The sequence below is a fragment of the Glycocaulis albus genome (assembly GCF_014639075.1).
GTDB lineage: Bacteria > Pseudomonadota > Alphaproteobacteria > Caulobacterales > Maricaulaceae > Glycocaulis > Glycocaulis albus.
Map to the genome: position 1 here is coordinate 449,988 of NZ_BMFS01000001.1, position 21,429 is coordinate 471,416.

General features: G+C 65.2%; 21 protein-coding genes and 1 tRNA gene. 14 read left to right on the forward strand and 8 right to left on the reverse strand.

Features of this window, described 5'->3' with window-relative positions; translation table 11 throughout:
- Positions 1-178: 178 nt before the first annotated feature.
- Complete coding sequence (locus IEV75_RS02180) at positions 179-748, reverse strand: lipocalin family protein (RefSeq protein WP_188450895.1); 570 nt, start codon at positions 746-748, stop codon at positions 179-181.
- A 212-nt stretch (positions 749-960) separates the two neighbouring features.
- Between IEV75_RS02180 and IEV75_RS02185 the strand changes: the two genes are divergently transcribed.
- The gene (locus IEV75_RS02185; RefSeq protein ID WP_188450896.1) at positions 961-1,503 is read left to right on the forward strand and encodes a hypothetical protein; all 543 of its coding nucleotides are present in this window, start codon (positions 961-963) and stop codon (positions 1,501-1,503) included.
- On the opposite strand, the gene IEV75_RS02190 is transcribed toward IEV75_RS02185, so the two are convergent.
- From IEV75_RS02190 to IEV75_RS02200, 3 genes are read right to left on the reverse strand one after another with little or no spacing between them, the layout of a single operon-like run.
- Positions 1,500-2,927: a sensor histidine kinase gene (locus tag IEV75_RS02190; RefSeq protein WP_188450897.1), complete on the reverse strand. Its 1,428-nt coding sequence runs from the start codon at positions 2,925-2,927 to the stop codon at positions 1,500-1,502. The genes IEV75_RS02185 and IEV75_RS02190 overlap by 4 nt on opposite strands.
- A gap of 26 nt (positions 2,928-2,953) precedes the next feature.
- Positions 2,954-4,375, reverse strand: a complete 1,422-nt coding sequence (locus IEV75_RS02195) for a dihydrolipoyl dehydrogenase family protein (RefSeq protein WP_188450898.1) — start codon at positions 4,373-4,375, stop codon at positions 2,954-2,956.
- Positions 4,372-5,127 carry a TVP38/TMEM64 family protein gene (locus IEV75_RS02200; RefSeq protein ID WP_188450899.1) on the reverse strand — a complete coding sequence of 252 codons (756 nt, stop codon included), beginning with the start codon at positions 5,125-5,127 and terminating at the stop codon, positions 4,372-4,374. Before IEV75_RS02200 ends, IEV75_RS02195 begins: the two co-directional genes overlap by 4 nt.
- Before the next feature lie 261 nt (positions 5,128-5,388).
- On the opposite strand from IEV75_RS02200, the gene rpmH reads away from it, so the two are divergent.
- Genes rpmH through map form a run of 8 tightly spaced genes read left to right on the forward strand, consistent with a single transcriptional unit; the run spans position 5,389 to position 11,993 of the window.
- The gene (gene rpmH / locus IEV75_RS02205) at positions 5,389-5,523 is read left to right on the forward strand and encodes a 50S ribosomal protein L34 (protein ID WP_188450900.1); all 135 of its coding nucleotides are present in this window, start codon (positions 5,389-5,391) and stop codon (positions 5,521-5,523) included.
- 20 nt (positions 5,524-5,543) lie between these two features.
- On the forward strand, positions 5,544-5,918 hold the full coding sequence (rnpA, locus tag IEV75_RS02210) for a ribonuclease P protein component (protein WP_188450942.1): 375 nt from the start codon (positions 5,544-5,546) through the stop codon (positions 5,916-5,918).
- Between the two features lie 7 nt (positions 5,919-5,925).
- Entirely contained in the window at positions 5,926-8,040 is a 2,115-nt protein-coding gene (yidC, locus tag IEV75_RS02215; RefSeq protein ID WP_188450901.1) for a membrane protein insertase YidC, read from the forward strand.
- 56 nt (positions 8,041-8,096) lie between these two features.
- Entirely contained in the window at positions 8,097-8,702 is a 606-nt protein-coding gene (yihA, locus tag IEV75_RS02220; RefSeq protein ID WP_373290497.1) for a ribosome biogenesis GTP-binding protein YihA/YsxC, read from the forward strand.
- Positions 8,699-9,685 carry a DUF1036 domain-containing protein gene (locus tag IEV75_RS02225; protein ID WP_188450902.1) on the forward strand — a complete coding sequence of 329 codons (987 nt, stop codon included), beginning with the start codon at positions 8,699-8,701 and terminating at the stop codon, positions 9,683-9,685. Before yihA ends, IEV75_RS02225 begins: the two co-directional genes overlap by 4 nt.
- Positions 9,682-10,377 (forward strand): pyrimidine 5'-nucleotidase, encoded by a 696-nt coding sequence (locus tag IEV75_RS02230; RefSeq protein WP_188450903.1) that lies wholly within the window; start codon positions 9,682-9,684, stop codon positions 10,375-10,377. Before IEV75_RS02225 ends, IEV75_RS02230 begins: the two co-directional genes overlap by 4 nt.
- Positions 10,374-11,213, forward strand: a complete 840-nt coding sequence (gene dapD / locus IEV75_RS02235; RefSeq protein ID WP_188450904.1) for a 2,3,4,5-tetrahydropyridine-2,6-dicarboxylate N-succinyltransferase — start codon at positions 10,374-10,376, stop codon at positions 11,211-11,213. The genes IEV75_RS02230 and dapD overlap by 4 nt, the downstream gene beginning before the upstream one ends.
- A 21-nt stretch (positions 11,214-11,234) precedes the next feature.
- Positions 11,235-11,993: a type I methionyl aminopeptidase gene (gene map / locus IEV75_RS02240; protein ID WP_188450905.1), complete on the forward strand. Its 759-nt coding sequence runs from the start codon at positions 11,235-11,237 to the stop codon at positions 11,991-11,993.
- 110 nt (positions 11,994-12,103) lie between these two features.
- Here map and rpiA read toward each other — a convergent pair whose 3' ends face one another.
- Genes rpiA through glmU form a run of 3 tightly spaced genes read right to left on the reverse strand, consistent with a single transcriptional unit; the run spans position 12,104 to position 15,679 of the window.
- Complete coding sequence (gene rpiA, locus IEV75_RS02245; RefSeq protein WP_188450906.1) at positions 12,104-12,808, reverse strand: ribose-5-phosphate isomerase RpiA; 705 nt, start codon at positions 12,806-12,808, stop codon at positions 12,104-12,106.
- Positions 12,805-14,277 (reverse strand): NAD-dependent succinate-semialdehyde dehydrogenase, encoded by a 1,473-nt coding sequence (locus IEV75_RS02250; RefSeq protein WP_188450907.1) that lies wholly within the window; start codon positions 14,275-14,277, stop codon positions 12,805-12,807. The genes rpiA and IEV75_RS02250 overlap by 4 nt, the downstream gene beginning before the upstream one ends.
- 46 nt (positions 14,278-14,323) lie before the next feature.
- On the reverse strand, positions 14,324-15,679 hold the full coding sequence (gene glmU, locus IEV75_RS02255) for a bifunctional UDP-N-acetylglucosamine diphosphorylase/glucosamine-1-phosphate N-acetyltransferase GlmU (RefSeq protein ID WP_188450908.1): 1,356 nt from the start codon (positions 15,677-15,679) through the stop codon (positions 14,324-14,326).
- 105 nt (positions 15,680-15,784) lie between these two features.
- On the opposite strand from glmU, the gene IEV75_RS02260 reads away from it, so the two are divergent.
- Entirely contained in the window at positions 15,785-16,483 is a 699-nt protein-coding gene (locus IEV75_RS02260) for an HAD hydrolase-like protein (RefSeq protein ID WP_188450909.1), read from the forward strand.
- 2 nt (positions 16,484-16,485) lie between these two features.
- Here the strand turns inward: IEV75_RS02260 and IEV75_RS02265 are convergent, their stop codons facing one another.
- Positions 16,486-16,704 (reverse strand): phosphoglycolate phosphatase, encoded by a 219-nt coding sequence (locus IEV75_RS02265; protein WP_127568383.1) that lies wholly within the window; start codon positions 16,702-16,704, stop codon positions 16,486-16,488.
- Positions 16,705-16,960: 256 nt separating this feature from the next.
- Here IEV75_RS02265 and IEV75_RS02270 point away from each other — a divergent pair.
- The 4 genes from IEV75_RS02270 to IEV75_RS02285 all read left to right on the forward strand — a co-directional run bounded on the left by IEV75_RS02270 (position 16,961) and on the right by IEV75_RS02285 (position 21,139).
- A tRNA-Val gene (locus tag IEV75_RS02270) sits at positions 16,961-17,035 on the forward strand.
- 350 nt (positions 17,036-17,385) lie between these two features.
- Positions 17,386-18,426 carry an extracellular solute-binding protein gene (locus tag IEV75_RS02275; RefSeq protein ID WP_188450910.1) on the forward strand — a complete coding sequence of 347 codons (1,041 nt, stop codon included), beginning with the start codon at positions 17,386-17,388 and terminating at the stop codon, positions 18,424-18,426.
- Positions 18,417-20,084: an ABC transporter permease gene (locus IEV75_RS02280; protein WP_188450911.1), complete on the forward strand. Its 1,668-nt coding sequence runs from the start codon at positions 18,417-18,419 to the stop codon at positions 20,082-20,084. The genes IEV75_RS02275 and IEV75_RS02280 overlap by 10 nt, the downstream gene beginning before the upstream one ends.
- Positions 20,081-21,139, forward strand: a complete 1,059-nt coding sequence (locus IEV75_RS02285; RefSeq protein WP_188450912.1) for an ABC transporter ATP-binding protein — start codon at positions 20,081-20,083, stop codon at positions 21,137-21,139. Before IEV75_RS02280 ends, IEV75_RS02285 begins: the two co-directional genes overlap by 4 nt.
- Positions 21,140-21,429: the final 290 nt, after the last annotated feature.

Genomic DNA, 21,429 nt, shown 5'->3' on the forward strand with positions numbered 1-21,429 from the left:
GGACCCCGGTAGTGTTGGCTAGCGGAAACCCTTGCCAACTTCCCGCTGACCCCGCCACCGGGTTCCCGGGCTTGACCCGGGATACATGTTTTCAGCCATCGGGCGTTGCCATGGACCCCGGCTCGGGGGCCGGGGCCCCGGATCGCTGCGTGTCCGGGGTTTCAGCAAGCGGGAAAACCTACCCCCTCACCGCCTCTGCGCTCTCCCATTGCTCCACCATGATGAGCATGGAGGTGTCGAAGCCTTGTGTCTCCAGCCAGTCGAGGCGGTCCTCAAGCACGGCCTCGTCCATTTGCGGGGTCCGCGAGAGGATCCAGAGGTAGCGGCCTTCAGGCTCCGAGACGACGGCCCAGCTATAATCGTCTGCCAGATCGATGATCCAGTAATCGCCCCAGAACGGGCCGAAGAAGGAAACCTCCAGCTGCGCGTTCGCCGTCTCGCCGGCAATGCGGGCGCGGCCATTGGCGGTTTCAACTTCGCCATCCAGCCCGCCCTGGTAGCAGGTGTTGGTGACATCGATGAGGCCGTCCTCACGCCGGGCATAGTCGGCGGTGACGCCGGTGCAGCCGCGCTCAAATCCATGGTCATAGCGGGCAATCTCGAACCAGCGGCCCAGATAGCGGTCAATCTCCACGTGCTCCACGGTTTGCAAAGGCGGGGCATCGCTCCCGCGTCCCGATGGCGGCTGACAGGCGGCGAGCGTGAACGCGCCGAGCGCGGCAAGGGCGGCAAGGGCGGTTCGGTGCATGGGGCAATCTCCTGACAGGCCCGGAGCGGGACATAGTGCGTTCATAACGCGCGCACAGGCCGTCCGGCTCCATGGGCGGGATGAAAAATCTTGCGTTAACCCGATATAAAGGTACCCGGTGTCATATTGATTCAGTAAACGCATTCAGTTAATTCAATAAGTGAATAGCTGGTGCGAGAGTTGAGGTCACTTCCGGGCGGGGGGTTTTCCAAATGCTGTCATCGTCACGCGCCGAATTTGCGCTTCGTGATCCGTCGGCCCTGTCGGCGCTATTGTCCTATGACTGGCGTGCCCGCCAGGTCCTGACCGATGGCGAATTGCTGGGCGAGGGCCGTCATGCGCCGGCGGTGGAGGGCGATGCGGCGAGCCTTATTCGTCCGCTGCAGCGTCAGGGGTTTGTAAAGCCCCTGCACGGCGTGCGGCCCCATGGCGGGCGGATGCGGCTGTGGTCACTCGGCGATGTACTGAAAATCCAGATTGTGGCCGATCTCCGCCAGATCAGCGATCTGAGCATCAATGCGTGCCTGCGCCATCTCGGCGAGGATGAGGGCAAGGCAGTGGCGGCCGCGCTGGCCGGCTGGCAGCACCATGCCGGAGAGCCGGGCGATCATTGTGCGCGCCTGCGCCTGCGCATGGAGGGGCTGGCACGCCTGCCTGAGGGCGCGGAGCTGGCCGAGTTCGCGCATTGCTCGGTCGCGCGCTTTGTCCATCGCAACCGGTTTGACGCGATAGAGCGCCCGGCCTTCCTGGCCTAGTCAGCCCGTTTCAGTACCACTTCGAACACCGTACCGTCCGGTCCGGTTGACTGAAGGGTGATACGGCCCTCCATCAGCCCGGCCAGCTCGCGCGCGATGGACAGGCCCAGCCCGGTACTGCCCTCGCCGCCGCCAGAGGAGAAGGGCTCGAACAGGCGCGCCTGCACGGCCTGCGGTATGCCAGGCCCGGTATCGGCGAACGTGATGTGGACCTCATCACCGCGGGTTTCAGCGCTCACCGTCAGGCGCGCTACCTGCCGGTCCTTCATCGCCGTTGCCGCATTGCGCACGAGATTGCCGAACAGGCGGTGCAGGCTGTCGCGGTCGGCCATGACCGCGATGTCTGGCGCAATGGTGTTGTCAAATTCGATGCGCGTCTCCGTGCCCAGCAATTCGCCGGCGATCTCGTCGACAAGGGGGGCAAGGGTGACCGCTTGCAGATCGGGGCGCGTCTCGCCGCTGCGGCCGTATTCCAGCACGTCCGAGCACAGCCGGATGCCGCGCCCGATGGCGCGCACCAGGCGCTGGCCCATGGCGGCGGTGCGTTCATCCTCGCTGGTGGCGAGCCGGTCAGAGACGAGCTGGGCCGAGGCGAACACATTCCTCAGATCATGGTTGATACGCGCGACGGCGAGGCCGAGGCTCGCCAGCCGCTCGCGCTGGCGTATGGCGGCCAGGATATCGGCCTGCATGGCGGCGAGCGCGCGCTCCGCCTCGCCGATCTCGTCATGGCGCGTTCCGGGCGACAGCACGCGGCGCGCGTCGGACGGGTTTTCCTGAAACCGCGTCATGGATAGCGATAGCCGCCGCATCGGGCCCACGAACAGGACCAGAAGGGCCAGATAGATCAGCGCGCCGGTGACCAGAGAGGCAAACAGCGCAAACCAGAACAGCCGGGCCGAGAAGCCTATCAATGCCTCGCGCAGCGGCGCCTCGGGCAGGATGACCAGAATGCGCTCATCAGGGCGGGTCGGCGGAATGGCGGTCAGCACGATCAGCCGGTCTTCCGGTCCGGTGAAGGTCGCGATGACCGCGGCCATCTCGCGCAAGGGGCGGCGCCGGGTCTGGTCCTCCTCCCGCAAGGGTGCATCGCCGGTATCGGCGCCCAGCACCAGCTCGGTCGCGCCGCCAGTGATGCGCGCCACGGCGATGGCGTCCGCGCCATCCAGCAGTTCACGTACCGCTTCTTCGGAAAGATTATTGCCGGCAAGCTCTGCCGCGATGGCGGCCAGATGGGCCGCATTGGCCCGCTCGCCCAGCCAGTTATTGCGGAAATTTGCCGCCGAGGGAAAGAAGATCAGGATGGATGCGGTGAGGACAAAGGAGATGGTCAGCACCAGCAGGCGTCCGCCCAGCGAGCCGGTGCCCGCCCGGATCATCCGCCCGGCGCGTCCCAGTCCTGCCGTGATCACCCCTTTGGCCAAGCCGCCCCCGCGATTGCAAACGCAAATCAGTGCAGCGCGGACAATAACCCGGCCCACGCTTTCGCGAAGGGTCCAAATACCACAGGCTCGAAATGTTTGCCTGCCGCGCGTTTGATGGCCTCGCCTCGCGTGGGATAGGCCAGGACAGGGCTGGTCAGGTCGCGCACCGTCCCGCCCCTGGCCATCGTTACGGCTGCCAGCGCCGCGATATCGTCGGCTCGTGCGCCTGCCACATGCACGCCCAGGAGCTTGCCGCCCTTGCCAAGGACCAGCTTGATACTGCCTGCCGTGTCGCCCTCGGCAATGGCGCGGTCATTATCGGCAAAGGGCCAGGAGGTGACGGACACCTTGTCCCCGTGCTGTTCGCGCGCGCGGCTTTCAGTCAGGCCGATCTGGGCAAGGCCGGGAGAGGTATAGACGCATCCGGGGATGGGACTGGAGGATTGCCTGGTGGGCAGGCCGTAATAGAGGTTTCTGAGGATGACAGAGCCGTGCCAGCCGGCCAGATGGGTCAGCGCGCCCTTGCCGGCTATGTCGCCTGCCGCGTAGACGCGCCTGTTGGCCGTGCGCAGCTTGTCATCGCAGACAATCCCGCGCGCGTCGGCCTCAATACCTGCTGCTTCCAGCCCCAGTGTCCCGGTGACGGGTTCACGGCCCGCGGCGATGAGAAGGTGAGAGGCAGTGATCATCTCCCCGCCCGCCAGATGGGCGGTGAGGGCGCCTGCTTGGCCCGAAAAGCGCTCCACGCCGGTGCCCTCGATCAGACGCACGCCATCGGCGGCGAGGGCGACGCGCAGCACGTCCACATGCTCCGGCTCGAACGCGCCGAGGGCTTTGCCGGCCTCCACGATGGTCACCTTAGATCCCAGCCGGGCAAAGGCCTGACCCAGCTCGCAGCCAATTGGCCCGGCGCCCAGAATGAACAGGTGCGCAGGCAGGGTATCGAGCTGCCAGATCGACTCATTGGTGAGATAGGGGATGTCGCTGAGGCCCGGTATGGAAGGAATGCGTGCGCGGGTGCCCGAGGCGATGACAAAGCGCTTGGCCTTCACGTTGGCGCTGTCGCTTTCCACGGTGTCGGGTGAGGTAAAGTGCGCCCATTCGCGGATCACGTGCACGCCAAGCCCCTCAAAACGCGCTTGGCTGTCATTGGGTTCGATGGCGGCGAGGGAGGCGCGCACGTGGTCCATCACGGCGGCAAAATCGATCTGAGGTTCACCTGCCTTGACGCCGAGCTTTGCCGCCGTGCGCACGCTATGCGCGGCGTGGGCGGCAGACAGGATCGCCTTGGACGGTACGCAGCCGAAATTGAGGCAATCGCCGCCCATCTCGCCCGCTTCAAACAGCACCACCTTGCGGCCCAGCATGGCCGCGCCCGCGGCGGTGACCAGCCCGGCTGCCCCTGCGCCGATAATGCATAAATCTGCCTTGATGCTCTCCCGGCTCATGCGGTGTCTCCTCCGGCGGCAGGCGGTTTCTTGCCGGTGACGCGCTTGTAGATGAAGGGCAGGAAGCCAACCAGCGCGAACACACCGATGGCGGCGATCAGCTCCGGCGTCAGCAGATCAAGAAGACCCGGCACGCCGCCAGCGGCCCGGCCAATGGTCGATCCCACCGTGGCGTAGACATAGGCCAGCGGCATGACGCCGATTAACGTGCCGAGCACATAGGCGCGAAGCGGCACGTTAAGGAGCGCGGTCGCGATATTGATGCCGAAAAAGGGCAATACGGGAATCAGGCGCAAGATCAGCACATAGCTGAAGGCGTCAGAAGAGAAGCCGTCCTGCAGGCGCTTTACCCAGCGTCCGAACCTGGCGCGCGCCCAGTCGGCAAAGGCATAGCGCACGGCAACAAAGATGATCGTCGCGCCGATGGTGGAACCGGTAACGGCAACGCCGGTGCCGACAATCGGCCCGAACAGGAAGCCCGTCCCGATGGTGAACCAGATCGCGCCCGGCACCGATATGGAGACCGCCAGCGCGTAGATGATTGTGTAGATCAGCACCGCCAGGATCAGGTTCGCCGCGACATAAGCCTCCAGCGCGGCCTGGTTTGCCTGCAGGGTCTCAAGGTTGAGATCGCGCCACACCCCGCTTGCCAGCACCGCGATCAGCGCCGCCACCAGAATGAGGACCGGCAATAGCCGCAGCCATAGCGGCTTTGCTTTTACCGGCGCTTCGGGGGGCGTGGGAGCGGTCATGGCATGTCCTTGGGTGGGGTGGTGCAGGGGACGGTCATGGAAGCAAGGGCTAAGCAGTGGCCCTGCGGGTCATTCGTTCATCTTACGCGGAAAGTTACAAGGTGGACTTTCCCGTGCCACTCACACCCACCCCCGCTTGACACTTGCCCCTACCGCCGGTAGTTACCGCGGCTCGATTTTCGCCGGGTTTTGCCCCGTCCCTCGCGCGTGAAGCGCGGACGTGATGAGACCGGCGCGTTTGCCTTTTCAGGAGCCAGTGCCGTGAAACGTACATTCCAGCCGTCCAAACTCGTCCGCGCCCGGCGTCACGGTTTCCGCGCCCGTATGGCCACCAAGGCTGGCCGTCAGGTCATTGCCCGCCGCCGCGCGCGTGGCCGCAAGCGCCTGTCGGCCTAATCGCCGCACTTTTGAAAGCGCTGCAATATCCAAATCGCGCCGCGCGCATCCGCGTACGGCGCGATTTTTTGCGTGCGCGTGACGGGCGCTCGGCCGCCCGGCCCGGCCTGGTCGTGCAGATGATCGCCCGCAAACCGGCCGAGGGGCCTGCCAGGGCAGGCTTTACCGCTTCGAAGAAGGTCGGCAATGCGGTTCAGCGCAACCGGGCGCGCCGCCGCCTCAAGGAAGCCGCCCGCCAGATTCTCCCCCTCCATGGCCTGCCCGGCACTGACTATGTGTTCATCGCCCGCGCGGGCACGGCTGCGCGTGAATGGGAGGCTTTGCTTGACGATATGAAAAGCGCATTGCTAAGCCTCGCCGCGCCGTCCCGGCCCCGGAAAACCGCGAAGGACTGACCCGCTCATGGGTGATACCCGCAATATCCTCCTCGTCGTTGTGATCGTTCTGGCGATCTTCATCCCGTATCAGCTCTTCATCGTTGAACCGATGATGGCCGAGCAACGCGCCGCTCAGGAAGCTGCGGTCGAGGCCGAAGGCGGCGAAGCGGCACCTGGCGATGAGACGCCCGGCGCGTTTGGCGGCGAGGATGCGCCTGCCGCGCTCGGCGGGTTCACCAGCCGCGAGGACGCGCTGGCGCGGTCTGACCGGATTTCGATTGTCACCGATGCGCTGGAAGGCTCCATCGCGCTGACCGGTGCGCGCTTCGACGATCTGCGCCTGCTGCGCTATGACGTGGCAGTGGGATCGGACGAGCCGGTTACGCTGCTCTCTCCGCAAGGCACGCGCGGCGGGCATTATGCGGTCGATGGCTGGACGGGCGCTGCCGGTGCGCCGTCCGGCCTGCCCGGCCCGTCGACGGTCTGGCAGGTCGCGGGCAATAGCACGCTGACGCCCACCAGCCCGGTGACGCTGGAGCATGTGGCGGGTGACCTGACCTTCCGCCGCGTTATATCGGTCGATGAGGACTATCTCTTCACTGTCACCGATACGGTGACGAATAACGGCGCCGACGCGGTATCGCTGTCGCGCTTTGGTGTGGTGCGCCAGGAAGGCATTCCCGAAGACATCACCAATTTCTTCATCCTGCACGAAGGCCCTATCGGTGTGGTCGGCAATTCGCTGATGGACCGCAAGTATAACGGGCTGGAGCGCGATGGCTCCATGGAGCGTACCGGCGCGGGCGGCTGGATGGGGATTACGTCCAAATACTGGCTGACGGCAGTGGCGCCCGGCGATGACGGTGAAATCCGCGCCCGCTTCGAGGCGCGCCAGTCCGGCGGCAGGACGATTTTTGAATCGAGCTATGTGCGTACCGCCGAAACGATTGCGCCGGGCAGCTCGATCACCAGCGTCTCGCATGTGTTTGCCGGTTCGAAATCGGTGCCGATCCTGCAGCGCTATCAGGAGGAGGCCGGTATTCCCCGCCTCGACATGGCGGTGGACTGGGGCAATTTCTGGTTCTTCACCCGTCCCTTCTTCTGGCTGCTGCACACCTTCTACCAGTGGACGGGCAATTTCGGCGTGGCGATCCTCTTGCTGACCGTGCTCATCAAGATCCCGCTCTTCCCGCTCAATAACCGCGCCTTTGCCTCGATGGCGAAAATGCGCGCAGTGGGCCCGAAAATGCAGGAAATCCGCGAGCGCTTTGCCGCTGACAAGCAGCGCCAGAGCCAGGAGATGATGGAGCTCTACAAGCGCGAAAAGATCAATCCGCTCGCGGGGTGTCTGCCGATCCTGCCGCAAATCCCGATCTTCTTTGCGCTCTACAAGACGGTGTTCGTCTCGCTGGAGGCGCGCCACGCGCCCTTCTTCGGATGGATCCAGGACCTCTCTGCGCCCGACCCCACCTCCTTGTGGAATCTGTTCGGCCTGCTCCCCTACCAGGTGGACGGCCTGTGGCTGATCGGTGATTACCAGCTGGGTATCTGGCCGATCCTGATGGGCCTGACCATGTGGGCGCAGCAATCGCTCAATCCCCCGCCGCCCGATCCCATGCAGCGGCGCATTTTCGCCTTCCTGCCGATCGTGTTCACCTTCATCCTGTCGCCGTTTGCCGCGGCGCTGGTGATCTACTGGACGTGGAACAACTTCCTGACGATCCTGCAGCAATACGTCATCATGCGCCGCCACGGCACCTACACGGAAGTCGACAAGCTCGCGGCGCGCCTGCATTCGCGCGTCACTGGCAAGCCGGTGCCCGAATTTGCCTTGCCGGGTGCGGCACCGGGCCTGACGCCAGCGGCAGCAAAACCCGCCAATGACGTCAAACCGGCCAAGGGCAAGGCGAAGGACGCCAAAGCCGCCTCTACGCCAGTGGATGTGACCGAGCAGGTGGAAAGCAGCACAGCCGAACCGGCCAAGCCCGCGCCCAAACCTGCCACGCCGGGGCGGCGCACCGCGTCCAACCCGGCAGCGAAAAAGCCTAAAGGCGCGCGCAAGGCACCGGCGAAGAAGCCTGCCACGAAGCGTCCCGCCACGCGGCGTACCCCGCCGGCCAAGCCGGAGGGAGAGGGCTGAGCGCGCCCGACGAGCCAGGCGAGGAGGAAGCGGCCCGGCTGGCCGCTGGCAAGCGCCTGTTCGCCCAGCCGGTAAGCTTCATCAAGGGCGCGGTCGGCATGGACGGGCTGCCGCCTGCCGACATGCCGGAGATTGCCTTTGCCGGCCGGTCGAATGTGGGCAAGTCCTCGCTCATCAATGCGCTGACTGGCCGCAAGGATCTGGCGCGCGCCTCTGGCGAGCCGGGGCGCACCCGCGAGCTCAATTTCTTTGATCTGGCAGGGCGCATCCGCATTGTCGACCTGCCCGGCTATGGCTTTGCCAAGGCGCCGAAAGACGTCGCCGCGCGCTGGATGGCGCTGACGCGCGACTATTTGCGCGGGCGGGTCAATCTCAAACGCGTCATCCTGCTGATCGATGGCCGTCACGGCATAAAGCCTGCCGATGAGGCGATCATGAAGGTGCTGACCGAGGCGGCGGTGAGCTATCAGGTGACGCTGACCAAGCTGGACAAGCTGAAACCTGCCGAGCGCGAGGCGATGATTGCCGCCACGCAGGCAGCCATCGCAAAGAAGGTCGCCGCCTTTCCGGTCATTGCTGCAACATCCTCCTCCAAACGCCTTGGCCTTGACGCATTGCGCGCCGATATTGCCGATCTGGCATTACCGGAGCAGGAGCGATGATGCGGATTGTCATGGTGCTGGCGGTGCTGGTCCTGGCGGGAATTTTCGCCCCGCAGGCGCGCGCGGGCGAGGTGTGCAACGAGACCAGCTATTACGTGGATGCCGCCAAGGCATGGGGCGGTCAGAACGGTATCTCCGCGCAAGGCTGGCAGCGCATTGCGCCGGGTTCCTGCGTGCGCTTTTCCGGCGTTCCCGCCGGCGTTCCGCAATTTCTGTATGCGCGCACCAGCGAGGCGTATCTGGGCGGTCCGCGCGAATGGCGGGGCCTGACGCCGGTGTGTGTGGACCGGGCCAATTTCCAGATCGAGGGTGCAGAGGACTGCGAGGCCATGGGGCTGGAGGTGCGCGAATTCCGCCAGCTTGCCCCGTCAGAGCGCACACGGGCCGTGCTTGTGGAACCGGATGATTTCGGCAGCCGGGCGCTGGAGGCGGGTGTGCAGCGCCTGTTACAGGCGCTGGGCTATGAGGTGCGGGTGGTGGACGGCTTTGCGGGGCGCCGTTCGCGCGCACAGATAGCCGCTTTCGAGCGTGATACCGGTGCGTCCTTCGGTGGCAATTACGAGCGCCTTGTCGAGCGCCTGCACACAGTTGCGCTGGAGCGCAACCGGGAGGTGGGCCTGAATGTCTGCAACCAGACATCCGGCCCCGCCGGTATTGCGATTGCCCGCCAGCGCAATGAGCGCTGGCAGAGCCGGGGCTGGTGGCGCATCGAGACCGGCTCGTGCATGCGCGTCGTTGCCGAACGCCTGCAGCCGGGCGAGGTCTTCCTCTTTGCTCAGACCATTGACGGGGAACGCTCCGAACCCTTGCGGCGCGGGGTGGAGGCGTTCTGTGTGGCGCCGGGCCGGTTTATGTCCGAAGGCCGCTCCAGTTGCGCCGAACGCGGCTATACCCAGGTCATGTTCCGTCCGAGCCCCGTGCCCGTGGACGGCGTTGCGCGGGTGACGCTTGAAGACGCCGATTTTGAGGATCTCGTCCAGTGAAACGCCTTCTCCAGCGCGATGTCTGGGTCTTTGATCTGGACAATACGCTCTATCCTGCGCACACGGCGGTGATGAGCCAGGTCGAGGCGCGCATGACCGAGTTCGTCATGCAGCTTCTGGGGCTGGAGCGTGAAGAGGCGTTCAAGGTCCAGCACGGCTTCTGGCATGATTACGGCACGACGCTGAACGGGCTGATGGTCAACCACAAGATCAAGGCCGGGGATTTTCTCGATTTCGTCCACGATATCGACCATTCGGTGCTCGAGCCCAACCCGGTGCTGGCCGGCCATATCGCAGCGCTGGACGGCGCGCGCATCATCTACACGAACGGCTCGGTGCGCCATGCGGAGAACGTGATGGCGCGCCTTGGCATTGATCATCTGTTTGACGGCATATTCGATATCGCCGCCGCAGACTTCACGCCCAAGCCGCAGCGCGAGAGTTTCGACCGCTTCATCAGGCGTCATGCCGTCAATCCGGCGCGTGCGGTGATGTTTGAGGACAGCGCGCGCAACCTCGAGACCGCCGCCGGGATCGGCTTTGCCACGGTTCTGGTGCGTGCCCGCGAGAATGTCGGCAATGGCCACACGGCCGGGCCCGGCGAGCACCCCCCATTCGTAGACTATGCCGTCGACTGCCTCGACACCTTCCTTGGCGAGGTGGTCGATAGCCGCAAGGAGAGACCCGCATGAGTGATACCGCCGCGCTGAAATCGGTAATCGAGGCCGGCTGGGAGGCACGCGAGGGCGTCTCCACCGCGACACAAGGCGAGCTGCGTGATGCGGTGAACACTGCGCTGGCCGAGCTGGATGCGGGCCGTCTGCGCGTGGCCTCGCGCGACGGTAATGGTGACTGGCAGGTCCATGAATGGCTCAAAAAAGCCGTGCTGCTCTCCTTCCGGCTTGAACCCAACCGGCGCATGGGCCTGCCCGGCGCGCCTGTGCCGGGGCCGTGGTGGGACAAGGTGGCGGTCAAGTGGGAGGGCTGGTCAGCCAGCCAGTTCGAGGCTGCGGGTTTCCGCGCCGTGCCGGGATCGGTCGTGCGCCGGGGCAGCTTTGTCGCCAAAGGCGCGGTGCTGATGCCGTCCTTCGTGAACATTGGTGCCTATGTCGGTGAAGGCACGATGGTCGATACCTGGGCCACGATCGGCAGTTGCGCGCAGATTGGTGCCAATGTGCATATCTCCGGCGGGGTGGGCATTGGCGGCGTTCTGGAGCCCTTGCAGGCCGCCCCCGTCATCATCGAGGACAATGTCTTCATCGGCGCACGCTCTGAAGTCGCTGAAGGCGTGATCGTGCGCGAGGGCGCGGTCATCTCCATGGGCGTGTTCCTGGGCGCCTCTACCAAGATAGTCGACCGGGCAACGGGCGAGGTAACGCGCGGGGAAATCCCGTCCTATGCGGTCGTGGTGCCGGGCACGCTGCCCGACCCGAAGGGCGGTCCGTCGCTGGCCTGCGCCGTGATCGTGAAACGTGTTGATGCGCAGACGCGCGCCAAGACGGGCATCAATGCGCTGTTGCGCGACTGACGCAAAGCAGGGACCTGGCCCATGACGGTCTCCAACGAAGACGAGCTGGACGGGCTGAAACTGATCGGCCGTATCGTCGCCAACACCATGCACGCCATGGCACGTGCGATGGAGCCGGGCATGACCACGCGCGAGCTCGACGCTATCGGCGCCGCGCTGCTGGAGCGCGAGGGCGCGCTCTCCGCGCCGCAATCGGCTTACGGCTTTCCGGGCGCCACCTGCATCAGCGTCAACGAGGAGATTGCTCACGGCATTCCCGGAGACCGGGTGCTGGCGCGCGGCGACATGGTCAATATCGACGTGTCAGCCTCGAAGGACGGATATTTTGCCGATACAGGTGCGACGTTTACCGTCGGCCCGTTGCCGGCCTCGCTGGAAACCCTGCGCCGGGACGGCAAGCGCGCCATGCATATCGGCATCGCACAGGTCAGTGCGGGCCGGCCGCTGGCGGGGATCGGCCATGCCATCGGCCAGTTTGCTGAACGGCGCGGCTACACGCTGATCCGCAATCTCGCCAGCCACGGCACGGGCCGTGCCTTGCACGAATACCCTGAAGAGATTGCCACCTGGCCCACACGCAGCGACCGGCGCCGGATCAACAAGGGTCTGGTGATGACGGTTGAGCCCTTCCTCTCCAGAGGCGGGATATGGGCCGCTGACGGCGATGATGGCTGGACGCTCTATAGCGAACCCCACGCACCGACCGTCCAGTTCGAGCACACGGTTGTGGCAATGGATCGCGGCGCGGTCATCGTGACGCGGCCTGACCTGGCCTCCTGAACTCCCGGAGGCCCTTGAGGGCCATCCGGGACCTTATGCAGGATGATTCTGAGAGAGGCCCCGGATACCGCTTCGCGGTTCCGGGGTTTCAGCTTCGGAGTTTTTGAACCCTAAAGCTCCATCACCTTCACATCATCATCCTCGCCGACGATCACCACGCGGGCCTGATCGAGAAAGAGGCCGTGATCGACGACGCCGGGCAGGGCCAGCAGTTCGGCGTCCACGCTGTCCGGGTCCTCGATCGCTCCGCACGCGCAATCGAGAATGTAATGGCCACCATCGGTGATGAAGGGTTCGCTGCGGTCGCCCTGCCGGCGGATATCGACCAGAGGCCGCTCCACGCCTGCGCGGCGAAGTGCATCGAACACTTTCTTGGCCGTGATGGTCCAGCCGAACGGATCTATCTCGACCGGCAAAGGGAAGGCGCCCAGCGTCTCCACCAGCTTGGTCTCGTCTACCAGCACCACCATCAGGTCGGCAGCGTCGGCGATGATCTTCTCACGCAGCAGGCACCCGCCCCCGCCCTTGATGAGGCGGAAACTGCCATCAACCTCGTCGGCTCCGTCCACCGCCACATCAATGCGGTCTGCCTGCTCTATCGGGATGAGGGGCACACCCGCCTCGCGCGCGATCTGTTCGGTTTCGCGCGAGGTGGGGATACCCTTGATGGTCAGGTCACCGGCCACGCAGCGGCGCCCCAGCGCCTTGACGAAGAGGGCGGCGGTGGAGCCTGAACCCAAGCCCACAATCATGCCGCTCTCTACATAATCCAGTGCGGCTTCGGCGGCTCTGGCTTTCTGGCTCTGGGCGCTCACTGATCGACCCCGCCCAGGAGGACGAATTTCAGCTCGGTGAACTCTTCCGCTGCCCACTTGCCGCCCTCGCGGCCAATGCCGGACTGTTTCATGCCGCCAAAGGGCGTGGCAGGCGAGCCGACCATGGGCGCGTTGACGCCGATCATGCCGAAATCAATGCCTTCCGAAATGCGGTGCACGCGTCCGGCATCGCGCGTGTAGAGATAGGCTGCAAGGCCATAAGGCGTGTCATTGGCGAGCCGGATCACCTCGTCCTCGTCCTTGAACGGGTAGAGCGCGGCGACGGGGCCGAAAATCTCGTTGCAGGCGAGGCTCATCGAGTGGTCCGCGCCGCTGATGAGGGTCGGCTCGAAATACGCGCCGCCCATCTCGTCGACGCGGGACTTGCCGCCGGTGAGCACCCTGGCGCCCTTGGAGACGGCATTCTCCACCAGCTCGGCCACCCGGCTGACGGCTTCCTCATGGATGAGCGGGCCGACATCGGTACCGTCTGCGAACGGATCACCGAGCTTCAGTTTCGCGACGCGCGTTTTCAGAAGCTCGGTGAGCTTGTCGATCACGCCTTCCTGAACGAAGACCCGGTTAGGCGATACGCAGGTCTGGCCGGCAGCGCGGAACTTGCCCTGCACCAGACCGTCAGCGGCTTTTTCCAGATCGGCGTCATCCATGATGATGAAGGGCGCATTGCCGCCGAGCTCCAGCGCGACACGCTTGATGGTCTTGGCGGCCTGTTCCATCAGCAGCGCACCGATTTCCGTCGAGCCGGTAAAGGCGACCATTGCCACCTCCTCCGAACCGGTCAGGACCGGGCCGATCTCGCGCGCCTCGCCGGTCACGACATTGAACACGCCCTTGGGGAAGCCTGCACGGTCTGCGAGCTCCGCCAGCGCGAGCGCGGACAGCGGGGTTTCAGACGCCGGCTTGATGACGATGGGGCAGCCCACTGCCAGAGCCGGGCCGCATTTGCGCGTGATCATGGCCGACGGGAAATTCCACGGCGTGATGCACGAGACGACGCCGACGGGCTGGCGGATTGTCCAACCGCGCGCGCCGGGCGTCGGCACGGGCAGTGTCTCGCCGTGGACGCGCCGTGCTTCCTCCGCGGCCCACTGGACGAAGCCTGCGCCATAGGCGACTTCGCCCTTTGCCTCTTTCAGGGGCTTGCCCATCTCGGCGGCGAGGATGATGCCCAGATCGTCCTGGTGCTCCATGATGAGCTCGTACCAGCGCTGCACGATGCGCGAGCGTTCGAAGGCAGAGGTTTTGCGCCAGGCAAGGTTGGCTGCGGCGGCGGCCTTCACGGCGCGCTTTGCGCCCTCGGCGCCGACGCTGGCCACATCGGCCACCTTTTCGCGGTTGGCGGGGTTGTTGACGTCGAACCGGTCATCGCCTTTCACCCACTCGCCATTGATGAAGGAATCGGTGCGCCACAGGCCGGCATCTTTCAGGCGGGACTTGTAATCACTCATGGGGGAGATCCTTTCGTTGTGGCGTTTGAGGGGCCGGTGATCCGGTCTATTTTGCTTTGCTCTTGTCCTTGCGTGCCTGCATCATCTGGCGGAAGCGCGCGGCCCAGCCTGGCTTGTTTTCCTGTCTTGCGCGTGACAGGGCCAGCGCGTCATCAGGCACGTCTGATGTGATGACGCTGCCCGAGCCTGTAAAGGCTCCGTGCCCGATCGTGACAGGCGCCACCAGCGAGGAGTTGGACCCGATAAACGCGCCATCGCCGACAATGGTTCGATGCTTGAAGAAGCCGTCATAATTGCAAGTGATGGTGCCCGCGCCGATATTGGCCTTCGCGCCAATGTCCGCATCTCCGATATAGGCGAGGTGATTGGCTTTCGCACCGGCGTGCAGGACCGCGTTCTTCACCTCGACGAAATTGCCGATTTTCGCCCCTGTTTCCAGCACGGCGCCGGGCCGCAGGCGGGCATAGGGGCCAACCGACGCGTTCGCGCCAATGTGCGCGCCTTCCAGATGGCTGAAGGCGTGGATCACCGCCCCGGTTTCGATCCGCACGCCGGGGCCGAAGACCACGTTCGGCTCCACGATCACATCATTGGCGATCTGCGTATCGAAGCTGAAAAACACGGTCCCGGGCGCCACAAGCGTGACGCCTGCCTCCATCGCCGCGGCGCGGGCGCGTGACTGAAAGGCCGCTTCAGCCTCAGCCAGATTGGCACGCGAATTGACGCCCAGCACCTCGTCGGCATCCGCGCGGACCGCGCGGGCGGTGTGCCCGGCAGCGACACCCAGCGCGACAATGTCGGTCAGATAATACTCGCCCTTGGCGTTATCGTTGGTGACCTTGGAGAGAAGATCGAAAAGCAGCGGGGCAGGGGCCGCCATGACACCCGAATTGCATAGGCGCACCGCCTTTTGTTCCGCGCTGGCTTCCTTTTCCTCGACAATGGCGGTGAGGGCGCCTGACGCATTCTCGATCAGGCGGCCATAGCCGGCCGGGTTTTCCGGCTCGAAACCCAGAACGGCGATGTTTGCGCCGCCGTCCAGCGCCGCGAAAACCGCCTCCAGCGTCCCGGTGCGGATAAGGGGGGTGTCAGCGAAGAGTACCGCCACATCGCCATCAAAACCGGCCAGCGCGTCGCGCCCGCACAGTACGGCGTGGCCTGTACCCATAGGCGGATCCTGCAGGGCGGTAACTGCGCCTGCGGCCTCCGCCCGGGTTTTCACCTCCGGCCCGTGGGCGCCCCAGATGACGACCTTGCGGTCCGCGCCGCATTCGCCTGCCAGCGCCAGGCTCCAGTCCAGCATGGAGCGTCCGCCGACAGCATGGAGCGGCTTTGGCAGGGCCGACTTCATCCGCGTGCCGTGACCGGCTGCCAGAATGATGACTGCACGTGCCTTTGCCATCGGGTGCCTTTCCTTTCCTTGCCTGCCTGCCGCGGGGCGCTGTTATCACAAGCCCGCCCGCGCTATAGCCCATCGGGCGCATACTTGCGAAGGGGAAGACTGGCCATGGCGCATTTTGAGGCCCTGAGGGGGGCATCCATCGCATTTGACCTTGATGGCACGCTGGTGGACACCGCCCCTGATCTGGTGCGGGCGCTCAATGAATCCATCGCCCGCTTCGGCCTTGATCCGGTGCCGGTGAGTGATGTGCGCGCCATGGTCGGACGCGGCGCCCGGGCGCTGATCGTGCGGGCTTTCGACCGGGCGGGCGCCGTGCTGGAGCCGGATATGGCCGAATCAGCCCTGTCTCATTTCCTCATGACCTATGGCGCAGATATCGCCGCCCATAGCCGCCCGTTCGAGGGCGTGGAGGCGGCGCTGGATGTGCTTGGCGCATCGGGCGCGCGCCTGAGCGTTTGCACCAACAAGCCCTCTGCCCTTGCCCGCCAGCTGATGGACGCGCTGTCGCTGACGCAGCGGTTTGAACGGATATGCGGGCCGGAGGACGCACCGGCGAAGAAGCCTGATCCTGCGCACCTGCTGGCCGCCGCAGGTGAGGGCGATGCCAGCCGTTTTATCGCGCTGGTAGGCGATTCCGAGCCTGATGCGCTGGCGGCGCAGGGTGCTGGCGCGGCCAGCGTCCTGTTTTCGGGGGGATATAGCGAAAAGCCGGTCAGCACGCTGGGCGCTGACCGGCTTTTCGATCACTTTGACGATCTGCCTGCGATCCTTGCAGAACTGGCTGCACACAGGCGATCAGCCTGAATTTACGCGCTGCGGCGGTTCTCGCCGCGGTCATTGGCCGGACGGGGCATGCCGTTGACCAGGTTGGAGCGCACATCCGTGCGGGCCGAACGCATGGCGGGCATGAAGCCGGCATCCACGAGATCAACCGTCACATCGTAGCCACGCTCTTTCCAGTAGGCTTCGATGCGTTCTTTCAGGCGGCGCGCGCCTTCAGGCGTGCAGAGATCATTACTGGCCATGTCGTATTCTCCTTCGGACGCGCTTAGGGCCTCAAGCGGACCGGCATTGGGTGACTGTCGGGTGTCATACCGGGGCGGCGTCATGCGCCCTGCGGTATGAGCCATATAGATGCTTTGCGTTCTTGACGGAAGTGTGACGAAAGGCCTCCTCGCGATTTTGTTATCCAGCCAGTGAACGTGTGCAGTGAAAAGCGGCAGGCGGTCCAACCTCGCGCTTGACCGGGCGCATGTTTTACCTCTATACGCCGCTCCCTCCGGGCGATTAGCTCAGCGGTAGAGCACTTCGTTCACACCGAAGGGGTCACTAGTTCGATCCTAGTATCGCCCACCAGATTTCCTCATTAAATCTGTGTAATACCGGATTTTCGACTGCCCTGAAGGCTCATGCCTGCAAGGGCAGTCGATGCCGGTTTGCGCGTAGTTCAAGCTCAGCGGCATGCGACGTTCCGAAGATCACTTTAAAGTGACTATTGCCCCTGGAAATTTTTATCCCGCCACTACGGAAATGTTGTGTTTCCCCTTGGGAAATGCCGGTCGCTCCGGAGCGGGTGCAGCCCAGCCCGATTAATTCAGACCTGCTCTTGCGAAGCGTTCGCAAAACTGGCATGACGGCCGCACAACGGCGCCGGAGCCTTCTGAGCCAAGGTTCTTTGTGCCGCCGCAACCCGTGAGAGGAATGCCATGTCTGACCGTCTCCGACTTTGTGTGATTGGCGCGCTGTGCGCCTCCCTTGGCCTTGCTGCCTGTGGCCAGCCCGAGCAGGACAGCGTGGTCAACGTATTTTCCGCGCGCCACTATGCCTCTGACCAGGAGGTGTTTCGCGCCTTCACTGAAGAGACCGGGATCGAGATCAATCTCGTGGAGGCCGATGGCGACCTTCTGATCGAGCGCGTCCGCGCCGATGGCGAACGCTCGCCGGCCGATGTCATCATCACGGTGGATGCCGGCCGCCTGCACCGCGCCGAACAGGCCGGCCTGTTCCAGCCGGTCGATAATCTTGGCGGGATGCTGGACCGTGTACCGGACTCCCTGGTGCATCCCGATAATCTCTGGTTCGGCTTCGCGACCCGCGCGCGCGTCATTGTCTATGCCCGCGACCGGGTGGACCCGTCCGAGGTCCAGACCTATGCCGACCTCGCCCGTCCGGAGTTTGAGGGCCGCGTGTGCGTGCGCTCGTCTTCCAACGTCTATAACCAGTCGCTGGTGGCCGGCATGATTGCCGAGGATGGTAGCGAGGCCGCCGAGAGCTTTGCCCGCGGCATTGCGCAGAATCTCGCGCGCACCCCGCAGGGCGGTGATACCGACCAGATCCGCGCCGTGGCGGCGGGTGAATGCGATGTGGCCATCGTCAACCACTACTATCTCGGCCGTCTGATGAATGCCGAGGACAGCGCGGACCGTGCCGTCGGCGAAGCGGTCGGCATCATCTTCCCGGATCAGGGCCAGGGCGGCACCTATGTGAATATTTCCGGTGCGGGCCTGGCGGCCAATGCGCCCAATCCGGAGGCGGCGCGCGCCCTCCTGGCCTTCCTGCTCTCCGAGCGGGCCCAGCGCGCTTTTGCCGAGCTTACCAACGAGTTTCCCGCCGACCCGTCTGTCAGCTATGACAACACGGTTCTTGAAGGGTTTGCCGGTTTCGAGGCGCGGGATATGAACGTCAACGCGCTCGGCGAGAACGGTGCCGAAGCCCAGCGCATCTTTGACCGGGTGGGATGGCCATAGCCGATACGTCAACACTGCACCGCAAGCTGACGGGCCGGACAGGACTGCATCCTGTCTGGCTCGCTGCTTTTGCAGGCCTGCTCTGTGCCGCGCCGCTGCTGGCTGTGGTGTGGCTCGGCATGTCCGGCGCGTGGAGTGATTATCTCATCCACATCGCTAATACGCGCCTTGCCGAGTTTCTTATCAATACTGCCATTGTCGGCCTGACGGCGGCGTTACTGGCAGGCGTTATCGGCACTGGCACGGCCTGGCTGGTCACGCGCCATGTGTTTCCCGGCCGTAATCTCTTCCAGTGGATGCTGGCCCTGCCGCTGGCCATGCCGGCCTATGCCGCGGCCTATGGCTGGTATGACCTCACGCAAGGCGCCGGACCGTTGGGCGGGCTGGTGCCGGCGGTGCACGGCCCCTTCGGTGCCGGCGCGATCTTTGGCCTGGTCTTCTACCCTTATGTCTACCTGCTGGCCCGCGAGAGCTTCTCGGCGCAGTCGGCTGATGCCTATGACGCGGCTCGCACGCTTGGCTGTTCGCCTTTCCAGGCGTTTGCCCGTACTGCCCTGCCCATGGTGCGCCCTGCGATTGCAGCGGGCCTCGCCCTGGTGGTTATGGAGGCGCTGGCAGACTATGGCACGGTCAGTCACTTAGGCGCGCCGACCCTGACGGTTGCCCTGATGCGCGCCTGGGCGGGCGAGGGTTCGATCCCCGATGCGGCGCGCCTTGCCATGCTGCTGGTCTCGATCAGCTTCCTCATCTTCATGGCTGAGCGGGCGCTGCGCCGGCGTGCGCGCCAGACCGCGGCATCAGGCCATGTGCGCGCCTTCCGCCGCCAGCGGCTTTCGCCGCTTGCCGGAATGCTGGCGGTCCTTGCCTGCCTTCTGCCCGTGCTGATGGGCCTTGTGATACCCGCGGCAAGGCTGGGCTGGCGGGCGGCCTATACGCCCGCAGCGACCGGATTGATGGATGCGGCCGTGAACTCGCTTACCCTGGCCGGTGTGTCGGGCCTGCTGGCCGCCGGGATAGGGCTGGGCCTGGCTTATGCCATTCGCACCCGCAAGCTTGCAGGGCGCGCGTCAGCGCGCATCGCCTCCATGGGCTACGGCGTACCCGGCGCGGTAGCGGCACTTGGCGTGCTCATCATTTTCGGCGGTGTGCAGGGCTGGCTTGATACGCTCTGGCGCGGGATGACGGGCTCTCCTTTCCCGCTGGTGCTTACAGGCAGTGCGCTGGCGCTGATCTTTGCCTATCAGGCCCGCTTCATTGCCGCCGCGATCGGCCCCAGCGAAAGTGCGCTGTCACGGGTTACGCCTTCGCTGGACGCAGCGGCGCGCACGCTGGGCGCCCGGCCGCTGACACTGGCCCGGCGCGTCCATTGGCCGCTGGTCTCGTCCGGCGTTGCGCTGGCCGGGTTGCTTGTGTTTGTGGAGGTTCTCAAAGAACTTCCCGCGACCATGATCTTGCGGCCTTTCAACATGAACACGCTGGCGGTGACCGCCCATAATTTCGCAGCCGACGAGCGGCTGGGCCAGGCGGCCCTGCCAGCGGTGCTGCTGGTCGCTGCCGCCCTGCCTGCCATGATCTGGATTGCCCGGCGCATAACCGCGACCGAGCGCAGCCGCGACACCGTACCTCCCTCCGAAGCGATTCCGGGGCTGGCCGAATGACCAAGATGGCCAGCGATACGCCGCGTGTCGTGATTCGCGGTGCTGAAGTGCGCCTCGGCGGCGCAGATGGTGTCGCGGTAAGCGGAGCGGACCTGTCGCTGCGCGCCGGCAGGGTTACGGCATTGCTCGGCCCGTCGGGGGCCGGCAAATCCACGCTGCTGCGCGCGATCGCAGGGCTGGAGCGTCTGCATGCGGGCGAGATCAGCTCCGACGGCACTGTGTGGAGCGGGCCGGGCGTGCATCTGGCGCCGGAGCGGCGCCGCTGCGGCGTCGTGTTTCAGGACTTCGCCCTGTTTCCGCACCTGACGGCCATGCAGAATGTAGCCTTCGGCCTGCGCCACTTGAGCAGCGATGAACGCCGTCAGCGCGTCGTGGAAAGCCTTGAGGCGGTGGAGCTGACACACCGGGCACGCGCCTATCCCCATGAGCTGTCAGGCGGCGAGCAGCAGCGCGTGGCGCTGGCCCGCGCGCTCGCGCCTGAACCCTCCGTCATGCTGCTCGATGAGCCCTTCAGCGGGCTCGACCGGCGCCTGCGCGCGGATCTTTCGGCCATGACGCTGGACGTGTTGCGCCGCTCCGGCACGGCCTCGCTCATCATCACGCACGACGCCGAGGATGCGCTCGCCAGCGCGGACGAAATCGCGCTGATGGAGCGCGGCACCATCATCCAGTCCGGCACGCCGGATGCGCTCTATCTCGCCCCCGCCAGCGAGAGCGCGGCGCGCATGCTGGGCGATGCGGAGGCCTTTGCCGGCACGGTTGAAGGCGGAATGGTCGCAACGCCGCTGGGCGTAGTGGCGGCCTCTCAGCCGGACGGCAGCGCGGTCAGCGTGCTGGTGCGCCCGGAAGGCATTCTGGTTGGCGCAGATGACGAAGGCGCGGCGGCGGCCCGTATCGTCTCGCGGCGGGCCGCAGGCCCCGTCGTGGTGTTTCTGATCGAACTGGCGCCGGGCGGGCGCGTGACGGCACGCGCGCCGGTGAGCCATCGGGCGAAAGCAGGCGACACCGTATCCCTCTCGCTGGATCCGGCGTTTGTCAGCGTGGTGTCGGGGTAGGGTTTTCACGCTCTGGACGTTCGCGCTTGCAGGCCGCCTGGCGGCCTGAAACACCATCAATCTACCCTTGTTTGCGTTTCACCGGCGAAAGCCGGTGCCCAGTTCTCTTGGCTCCGCAACGCATCCGTGTTGCGATGTTCCGCGAAAAGTCGCGGGCGCGCAGTCGCGCTTTTCAGGCCGCATAGCGGCCTGCGAGGCCGACCGGCCGCCGGGCACTTTTGCCCGCAGCGAAGCCCGGATGGGCTGAGCATCAAAAAGAGACTGGACCCCGACGTGCGTCGGGGAAACGC

Bases quoted from the DNA above. Each gene is read 5' to 3' on its own strand.
- IEV75_RS02180 (WP_188450895.1), bottom strand. From the start codon at position 748: ATGCACCGAACCGCCCTTGCCGCCCTTGCCGCGCTCGGCGCGTTCACG.
- IEV75_RS02185 (WP_188450896.1), top strand. From the start codon at position 961: ATGCTGTCATCGTCACGCGCCGAATTTGCGCTTCGTGATCCGTCGGCC.
- IEV75_RS02195 (WP_188450898.1), bottom strand. From the start codon at position 4,375: ATGAGCCGGGAGAGCATCAAGGCAGATTTATGCATTATCGGCGCAGGG.
- IEV75_RS02200 (WP_188450899.1), bottom strand. From the start codon at position 5,127: ATGACCGCTCCCACGCCCCCCGAAGCGCCGGTAAAAGCAAAGCCGCTA.
- yidC (WP_188450901.1), top strand. From the start codon at position 5,926: ATGGGTGATACCCGCAATATCCTCCTCGTCGTTGTGATCGTTCTGGCG.
- IEV75_RS02225 (WP_188450902.1), top strand. From the start codon at position 8,699: ATGATGCGGATTGTCATGGTGCTGGCGGTGCTGGTCCTGGCGGGAATT.
- dapD (WP_188450904.1), top strand. From the start codon at position 10,374: ATGAGTGATACCGCCGCGCTGAAATCGGTAATCGAGGCCGGCTGGGAG.
- map (WP_188450905.1), top strand. From the start codon at position 11,235: ATGACGGTCTCCAACGAAGACGAGCTGGACGGGCTGAAACTGATCGGC.
- IEV75_RS02250 (WP_188450907.1), bottom strand. From the start codon at position 14,277: ATGAGTGATTACAAGTCCCGCCTGAAAGATGCCGGCCTGTGGCGCACC.
- glmU (WP_188450908.1), bottom strand. From the start codon at position 15,679: ATGGCAAAGGCACGTGCAGTCATCATTCTGGCAGCCGGTCACGGCACG.
- IEV75_RS02260 (WP_188450909.1), top strand. From the start codon at position 15,785: ATGGCGCATTTTGAGGCCCTGAGGGGGGCATCCATCGCATTTGACCTT.
- IEV75_RS02265 (WP_127568383.1), bottom strand. From the start codon at position 16,704: ATGGCCAGTAATGATCTCTGCACGCCTGAAGGCGCGCGCCGCCTGAAA.
- IEV75_RS02275 (WP_188450910.1), top strand. From the start codon at position 17,386: ATGTCTGACCGTCTCCGACTTTGTGTGATTGGCGCGCTGTGCGCCTCC.
- IEV75_RS02280 (WP_188450911.1), top strand. From the start codon at position 18,417: ATGGCCATAGCCGATACGTCAACACTGCACCGCAAGCTGACGGGCCGG.
- IEV75_RS02285 (WP_188450912.1), top strand. From the start codon at position 20,081: ATGACCAAGATGGCCAGCGATACGCCGCGTGTCGTGATTCGCGGTGCT.